This is a genomic window from Pseudomonas sp. DSP3-2-3 (genome assembly GCF_049898225.1).
In the GTDB taxonomy this organism is placed as follows: domain Bacteria; phylum Pseudomonadota; class Gammaproteobacteria; order Pseudomonadales; family Pseudomonadaceae; genus Aquipseudomonas.
The window spans coordinates 108,214-115,742 of the sequence record NZ_JAFCXH010000019.1 but is presented as its reverse complement, the minus strand read 5'-3'; the positions used below and the strand labels follow the sequence as shown (position 1 = coordinate 115,742).

The 7,529-nt window shown below is 62.7% G+C and carries 5 protein-coding genes; 4 read left to right on the top strand and 1 reads right to left on the bottom strand.

Annotation, left to right across the window (positions count from 1 at the left end; genetic code table 11):
• Positions 1-1,232, bottom strand: a 1,232-nt coding sequence (tssI, locus tag ACP7E4_RS20970) for a type VI secretion system tip protein TssI/VgrG (RefSeq protein WP_426224899.1), incomplete at its 3' end; no start/stop codon positions are given.
• Positions 1,233-1,470: 238 nt separating this feature from the next.
• On the opposite strand from tssI, the gene hflK (ACP7E4_RS20965) reads away from it, so the two are divergent.
• The 4 genes from hflK (ACP7E4_RS20965) to ACP7E4_RS20950 are packed head-to-tail and all read left to right on the top strand — an operon-like array spanning position 1,471 to position 7,467.
• Positions 1,471-3,417: a protease modulator HflK gene (gene hflK / locus ACP7E4_RS20965; protein WP_426119309.1), complete on the top strand. Its 1,947-nt coding sequence runs from the start codon at positions 1,471-1,473 to the stop codon at positions 3,415-3,417.
• A gap of 11 nt (positions 3,418-3,428) precedes the next feature.
• Positions 3,429-4,454, top strand: a complete 1,026-nt coding sequence (gene hflC / locus ACP7E4_RS20960) for a protease modulator HflC (RefSeq protein ID WP_426119307.1) — start codon at positions 3,429-3,431, stop codon at positions 4,452-4,454.
• Positions 4,451-5,527 carry a protease modulator HflK gene (hflK, locus tag ACP7E4_RS20955; protein ID WP_426119305.1) on the top strand — a complete coding sequence of 359 codons (1,077 nt, stop codon included), beginning with the start codon at positions 4,451-4,453 and terminating at the stop codon, positions 5,525-5,527. Before hflC ends, hflK (ACP7E4_RS20955) begins: the two co-directional genes overlap by 4 nt.
• Positions 5,524-7,467, top strand: a complete 1,944-nt coding sequence (locus tag ACP7E4_RS20950; protein ID WP_426119304.1) for a heavy metal translocating P-type ATPase — start codon at positions 5,524-5,526, stop codon at positions 7,465-7,467. Before hflK (ACP7E4_RS20955) ends, ACP7E4_RS20950 begins: the two co-directional genes overlap by 4 nt.
• Positions 7,468-7,529: the final 62 nt, after the last annotated feature.

Genomic DNA, 7,529 nt, shown 5'->3' with positions numbered 1-7,529 from the left:
CTGGCGTGTTCGTTTTGCACGCCTTCGCGGTCCCAGTAGAACTTGACCTTGACCCGGCCGTACGCATCGCAATGGATTTCTTCGCCCGGCGGGCCGCTGACGATGGCGTGCTGGCTGCCGAGGATGCGCGGTTTGGGGTGCTTGAGTGGCGGGCGAAACGGCACCAAACCGGGAATCGCTTCGAAACGGTTTTGATAGCCCTGGCTGAACTCGCCCGGCTGAGCTGCGCGGTCGCTGTACTCTTCCAGCACCTGCGGCTGTTTGCCTTCATGAACCACGGAAACCAGCAGCCACTGGGCATTCCAGTCCTCACGGGGATGTTCGGCGAGGGTCAGCAGATGACCGCTGCGCAGCGTCGGTTGATTGCTTTTGCCGCTGGCCAGTTGATAGTCGCTGCGATGCCGTTCCAGCACGACTTGCGCCTGGCGCGCGCCGACCTGCCGGTCATTGAAGGATGCCGGATAGCGGTAGTCCTCAAGATCCACGCGCCCGTCCGTCAGCTTTGCACTGGCCCGCATGTCGATCCCGGGCTGCTCGAAATCATAGGTCTGGCGGCTGACTTTGCCGGTGCGGGTGGCGAGGCGCACGCTGAAGGCGTTGATCACCGGTGTTTCGGCCACCAGTCCGTTGCCTTGCAGGTAAACCGTAGGCTTTTTCAGGTTCGGCAGTGCGACAGGGTCGTCGGCGAAGATCAGCAGGTGCCGGTCGCGGCTGTGCTCAAAGTGGAAGGACAGGCCCTCTTCTTCACACAGGCGGCGCACGAAATGCAGGTCGGTTTCGCGGTACTGGGTGCAATAGTCGCGCGGCGGGCAGCTTTTGCTGTTCAGGCGAAACGTGAAGTCGTCAGCGAGAATGCCGTGGTCCTTGAGCACCAGGGCGATGATCTCCGGCACGCTCTGGTTCTGGAAAATCCGCTGATTGTGTCGATGTTCCAGGCGCAGCAGATTGGGCACCAAGCGGACGAAATAGTGGGTGAAACGCTTGCCGGAATCGCCCTGGGCGATCTCGCTGATCTGCCCGTGCAGGCCATTGCCCATGGCGTCAAAGGCCAGAAAAGCCTGCCGATGCAGCAGGTCTTCCAGCGCAAGATTGGCCCGCTCGCTGACCAGTTCGATACGCACGCTGAAAGGCCGGCTGACGGCCTCTTTGGCGGTAAAACTCAGCACGCGAAGCTGATGCTCAACTCCCGGGATATCCAGCGTGAAGGTGGCTTGGTTGGCGGGGGTGAGCATGGGCGAGTCCTTGGCCTGGGGAAAGGCAGAACTTTGCGTGTAGACGCCTAGCGTGTAAGTAGGTATCAGGCCGAATTTTTTGTAGGAACATTCTGGTAGTTCTCGCGACTCCTCTTTGTTGGTGAATCCAAAGCCGAACAAAAATTTCACCATTTCTGTTATATCGTAACGCTCCTGCGCAGCCGGTTTAGGTGCAGTGAATCCATGACAGCAATATTCAGTGAGTTTTGGGGTAGTGATGCGGGTTGATCTGGATGTTGAGCACGACAGGCTGGATGGCTTGCCGAGGTTTCAGAGGGCGGCGGTGCAGGCGGCGCGGCTTTCGCGGCTGATGTGGCTGGCCGCTGGTTTGGGCGGCGCCGGGTTGGTGTTGTCGTTGTTCGTTGATCTGTTCTCGCCCAACTCCTTGTGGACTGCGGTGCTGACCACTGGCGCCGCTGCATTATTGCTGCTCGCTGGCGGGTTGCAATCGGCCCATGGCGTTGCTTTGTGGCGCGCGCGGGCACTTGGCAGCGTTGCTCCGCGGGTCATCAAGCAAAACCTGACAGAAGAGACCGGCTGGTACGAGCGGCTGTTGGCGCGCATCAGCGGCAGCGGAACATCGCTGGTGGCGCAGATTGGCAAGTCGACGTTATGGCTCGGCGGCTGGGCGTTGCTGGCGTTGATCAGCATCCAGCTGGTCTGGAACCTGACGCTGCCGGGCAGCAATCTCTCGCAGCTCGGTAATCTTGCGGGCGGCGCGATTCTGTTGCTGGCGTTTGGCTTGTTGGTGCTTGAGCGACAGTTCAGTTCCGAGCTTGCCGCCGAATGGCCTGAAGCCGGGCAACTGGCGCAGCTGACCCGTGTAGCGATTGCGGTGTTGCTGGTCGGCGCGCTGTGTCTGTTTTTCTCCAGTGCCGACCGCGTGTGGCCGGCGCGACTGACGGTGTTGATCGGTCTGCTGCCGGGATTGATAGCGGTCGAATTCCTGCTGCGCGCCGCGCTGTCGTTATTCAGCCCGCGCAACGTGCGCATTGAGCCGCGCCTGACTGCCAGCAGTTTTGTCGCCGGTCTGCTGCGCTGGCCGCCACAGCCGCTGTTGGCGCTGCAACATGAATTGCATAACCGTTTCGGCATCGATCTGCGGCAGATCTGGGCGTTTACCTACATGCGTCGCGCCTTTCTTCCGGTGCTGGCGGTAGTAGTGGCGCTGGGTTGGGTGCTGAGCGGGGTTCATGAAATCCCCATGCAAGGCCGAGGCATCTACGAGCGCTTCGGCAAACCGGTGGAGGTTTTCGGCCCCGGCCTGCATGCCGGATTGCCCTGGCCGTTCGGACGGGTAATCGCGGTGGAAAACGGCGTAGTGCATGAGCTGGCGACCAGTGTTTCCGATTCCGGCGCCCAGGAACAGGTGCAAGACCCCGCTGAAGGCCCACCGCCGCTGACCGCCAACCGGTTGTGGGACGCCAGCCACATCAACGAGAAATCCCAGGTGATCGCCAGCAGCGCCGGAGCCAAGCAGGGCTTCCAGATCGTCAACATGGACGTGCGTTTCGTCTACCGCATTGGCCTGACTGATCAAGCGGCGATGGCCGCGACCTATAACGCCGCCGATGTGCCGACTTTGATCCGCAGCACCGCCAGCCGGGTGCTGGTGCATGACTTTGCTTCGCGAACCCTCGACGAGCTGCTGGGCGAACAACGCGCCGGTCTGGCCGACGACATTGGCAAGGCGGTGCAGGCCGATCTCAAGCAATTGGACAGCGGCGTGGAAATCCTCGCCACGGTGGTGGAAGCCATTCATCCGCCAGCGGGCGCTGCCAATGCCTATCACGCGGTGCAAGCCGCACAGATCAGTGCCCAGGCGCTGATTTCCCGGGAGCGCGGCGCGGCCAGTGACAAGGCCAACGTGGCGCAGCTAAACGCCAGCATTGCTCACGATCAGGCCACGGCCAATGCCCGGGAAGTCATGGCCACGGCGCAAGGCGCGGACCTGCGCTTCAGTGCCGAGCGCCAGGGTTTCGCCAAGGCCGGGCAAGCCTTTCTGCTGGAGCAATACCTGACCCAATTGAGCCAGGGCCTGACCCACGCCAAATTGCTGGTGCTCGATCACCGTCTGGGCGGCGCGAACAATGCGCCGACCATCGACCTGCGTACTTTCACTCTACCGGCAGACCCAACGGCGCCGAGTAAAGCCGTTCAATAAGGAGTCGACCCTTGAGTCTGTTTCATAACCACGATCATCACGATCACGCCGGACACGATCACAGCGGCCATCATCACGGGCATCACCCTGGCGAAGACGCAGGTCCTGCGGCGTTCCCCTGGCGGCGAGCGGCATTGGCGGCGGTGTTGATTGCTTTCGCAGTCGCGGCGGCCAGCCTGGTGCAAGTCCGCTCGGGCGAAGCCACGGTCATCACGCGCTTCGGCAATCCATCCCGCGTGTTGCTGGAGCCGGGCCTGAGCTGGCGCTGGCCGGCGCCGTTCGAGGCCACGATTCCCGTGGATTTGCGCCTGCGCACGACTTCCAGCGGCCTGCAGGACGTCGGTACGCGCGATGGCCTGCGCATCATCGTTCAGGCTTATGTGGCCTGGCAGGTTCAAGGTGATCCGGACAACGTGCAGCGCTTCATGCGCGCCGTGCAAAACCAGCCGGACGAAGCCGCCCGCCAGATCCGCACGTTCGTCGGCTCGGCGCTGGAAACCACCGCCAGCAGCTTCGATCTGTCGAGTCTGGTCAATACCGATGCCAGCCAGGTGCGGATTGCCGATTTCGAAAACCAGTTGCGGCAGCAGATCGATCAGCAGTTGCTTACGACTTACGGCGTGCGCGTCCTGCAAGTCGGCGTCGAGCGTCTGACATTGCCTTCGGTAACTCTCAACGCCACGGTTGACCGGATGCGCGCCGAGCGCGAAACCATCGCCACTGAACGGACCGCCGTGGGCAAGCGCGAAGCGGCGCAGATTCGCTCGGCTGCCGAACGCGACGCGCGCATTGTCGAGGCGGATGCGACGGTCAAGGCGGCGGACATCGAAGCGCAATCCCGGGTCGAGGCCGCGCAGATTTACGGCCGTGCCTACGCGGGTTCGCCGCAGCTGTACAACCTGCTGCGTTCGCTGGACACGCTGGGCACCATCGTTACGCCGGGCACCAAGTTGATTCTGCGCACCGACGCCGCGCCGTTCCGGGTGCTGATCGACGGCCCGCCCACGCTCGACGCTAAAAGCGGATTGCAGCCATGAGCGAGCATGTAGCGCCTGACGCTGCGGACAACCAGCGGCCACCGGTGAACAGCCCGTGGCTGCAAGCCAGTCGTCTGGCGTTTATTGCGCTGTACGGCGTCACCTTGCTGGCTGCGCTGGGCTGGGCGTTGTCCAACGTGCGGCAAATCGATCCGCAGAATCGTGCGGTGGTGTTGCGGCTCGGCGCGCTGGAACGAATCCAGAACGCCGGTTTGCTGACCGCGTGGCCGCAGCCGTTCGAGCAGGTCGTGTTACTGCCTTCGGCGGATCGAGTCATCGAACGTCGGGTCGAAACGCTGCTGCGTTCGTTCCAGGCAGTACAGGCCGATCGGGTCGCGAGTTTTGCGGCGCCGATGAGCGATGCCCTGGCGGGTTCCGGTTTTCTGTTGACCGGTGACGCCGGTGTCGTACAGCTGGACGTCACGGTGTACTACAAGGTGACCGACCCTTACGCGTTCGTGCTGCAAGGCGATCATGTCTTGCCGGCGCTGGATCGCTTGGTCAATCGCAGTGCCGTGGCGCTGACGGCCGCCAGAGATCTGGACACGATTCTGGTTGCCCGGCCCGAGCTGGTCACCGCTGACAGCAAGGCCGCCGAGCGCCGGGAACGTCTGCGCGGCGATCTGGTGCGCGGCATCAATCAGCGCCTGGCTGAACTCAATGCTACTGGCGTGGGCATCGGCATCGAAGTCGCGCGGGTCGATGTGCAATCGAGTCTGCCCACGGCGGCGGTCAATGCCTTCAACGCTGTGCTGACTGCCAGCCAGTTGGCAGATCAAGCCGTTGCCAACGCGCGCAATGACGCGGAAAAGCTCAATCAGTCCGCCAATCAGCAAGCCGACCGCACGTTGCAAGTCGCCCATGCTCAGGCTTCGGAGCGTTTGGCCAAGGCCCAGACCGACACTGCCACGGTGACCAGCCTCGCGCAGTCGATCCAGAACCAGAGCGACCCCGGTTTGCTGCAACGCATCTATCGCGAACGAGTGCCGAAGATTCTCGGTCAGGCAGGTTCCGTGACCACGGTCGATCCCAAAGATGATTCCCGCCTGATTATTCAGGGAGCAGAAAAATGACTGGCGAAGCCGTTCACGATCACAGCCACGCCGCGCCGCAACCTGCGGGCAGCATGCTCAGCGGCGCGGAACAACGCAGCGCGGCCCGGCAACTGACCTTGGCGATGCTGGCCCTGGGTCTGCTCGGGCTCGGGTTGGTCTGGCGCTTTGTGGCGCCGGAGCAAACCGGCGTCAGTCAGTTGCTGCTGGGCGCGGCATCGCTGCTGGTGGCGATTCCCGTGGTCAGCGCCGGTTGGCACAGCCTGCGTCACCCGAGCCTGCACGGCATCACCGATCAGCTGATCGCACTGGCCATGCTCGGCGCGTGGGCTACTGGCGATTTGATGACCGCCGCCTTGCTGCCGATCATCATGATCTTTGGTCATGTGCTGGAAGAGCGCAGCGTGATTGGCTCGCAGGAAGCGATTCAGGCGCTGGGCCGTTTGACCCGCAGCCATGCGCGGCTGATCGACGCCGATGGCAGCATCCGCGAAGTGGATAACTCGACGCTGGTGGCCGGGGATCAAGTGGAAGTCCGCGCCGGGGATCGCGTACCCGCCGACGGCATGGTGATTTCCGGGCAGGCCAGTCTCGACACCGCGCCAATCACAGGCGAATCCGTACCGCTGGAGGCGAGGGCGGGCATCGAAGTGTTCGGTGGGGCGATTAACCTCGACGGCTTGCTGCGCATCCAAGTGACACGCATCGGCAATGAATCGACGCTGGGCAAAGTGATCGCGCTGATGCAAAGCGCCGAGCGCTCCAAGCCGCCGATCACCCGGCTGCTGGAACGTTACGCCGGTAGCTACATGGTCTTGGTGTTGCTGATTGCCGCTGTGACCTGGTTCATCACCAACAATGCCCAGGCCATGTTGGCGGTATTGGTGGCGGCTTGTCCGTGCGCCCTGGTGTTGTCGGCTCCGGCGACGGCCATTGCCGGAATTGCCGTGGCGGCGCGTCACGGGATTCTGATTCGCAGCTCGGCATTTCTCGAAGAGCTGGCCGATCTGACTTCGCTGGTGGTGGATAAAACCGGCACGCTGACGTTTGGCACGCTGCGCCTTGAGTCCGTGCAGGCCGTCGGCGTCGAGCGTCCGGACTTGCTGCCCCTTGCGGCCAGTCTAGGCTCGGCGAGCAGTCACCCGGTCAGCCGCGCGCTGGCTGGTCTGGTGAGCAAGGATCAACTGCTGGTATTGAGCGATATTCGTGAGCGGCAAGGTTTGGGCGTAATCGCGTTCACTGAACACGGCGAAGCAGCGCTGGGGCGTCCCGAGCTGTTCGAGCAACTGAACATCCCGACTTCAGCTGTGCCCAATCACGACGGACCTATCGCTGGCCTGGCAATGGACGGAGTGTTCCTTGCCTGGCTGTTACTCGCCGACAGCCTCAAGCCGGAAGCGCGTTTTGCTTTGGCTGAGCTGCGGGAACTGGGCATGGGGCGGCAACTGCTGCTGACCGGGGACCGCAAAACCGTGGCCGACAGCCTGGCGCTGGAAGTCGGCATCGCCGATGTGGAATCCCAGGCATTGCCGGAAGACAAACTCACCCGGGTACGGGGCGAAATCGCCAGTGGCTTCCGGCCCATGGTGGTGGGCGACGGCATCAACGATTCGCTGGCCCTCAAGGCCGGAGTCGTCGGCGTAGCCATGGGCGCGGGCGGCGCCGATATTGCGCTGGCTTCGGCGGATATCGTGCTGATCGGCAGCGACCTGCGCCGCCTGGGCACGTGCGTGCGTTTGAGCCGCCAGTGTCGGCGAACCCTGCAAGTCAACGTGATTATCGGTCTGGGCTGGACGCTGGCCATCGTTGCTTTCGCAGCCTTTGGTCTGTTGGGCGCGGCAGGGGCGATGGTCGCCGCCATTCTGCACAATCTGAGTACGCTGCTGGTGCTGGGAAACGCGGGCAGATTGTTGCGTTTTCAGGAGCCGCTACTAAAGTTGGATACAACGCCACAGGCCTGAAAAAACCTTGGGTTAGCGCAAAGGCTTGAGCTAGAGCAGTAGGCTAAGTATAAAAATTCGCT

Bases quoted from the DNA above. Each gene is read 5' to 3' on its own strand.
- hflK (WP_426119309.1), top strand. From the start codon at position 1,471: ATGCGGGTTGATCTGGATGTTGAGCACGACAGGCTGGATGGCTTGCCG.
- hflK (WP_426119305.1), top strand. From the start codon at position 4,451: ATGAGCGAGCATGTAGCGCCTGACGCTGCGGACAACCAGCGGCCACCG.
- ACP7E4_RS20950 (WP_426119304.1), top strand. From the start codon at position 5,524: ATGACTGGCGAAGCCGTTCACGATCACAGCCACGCCGCGCCGCAACCT.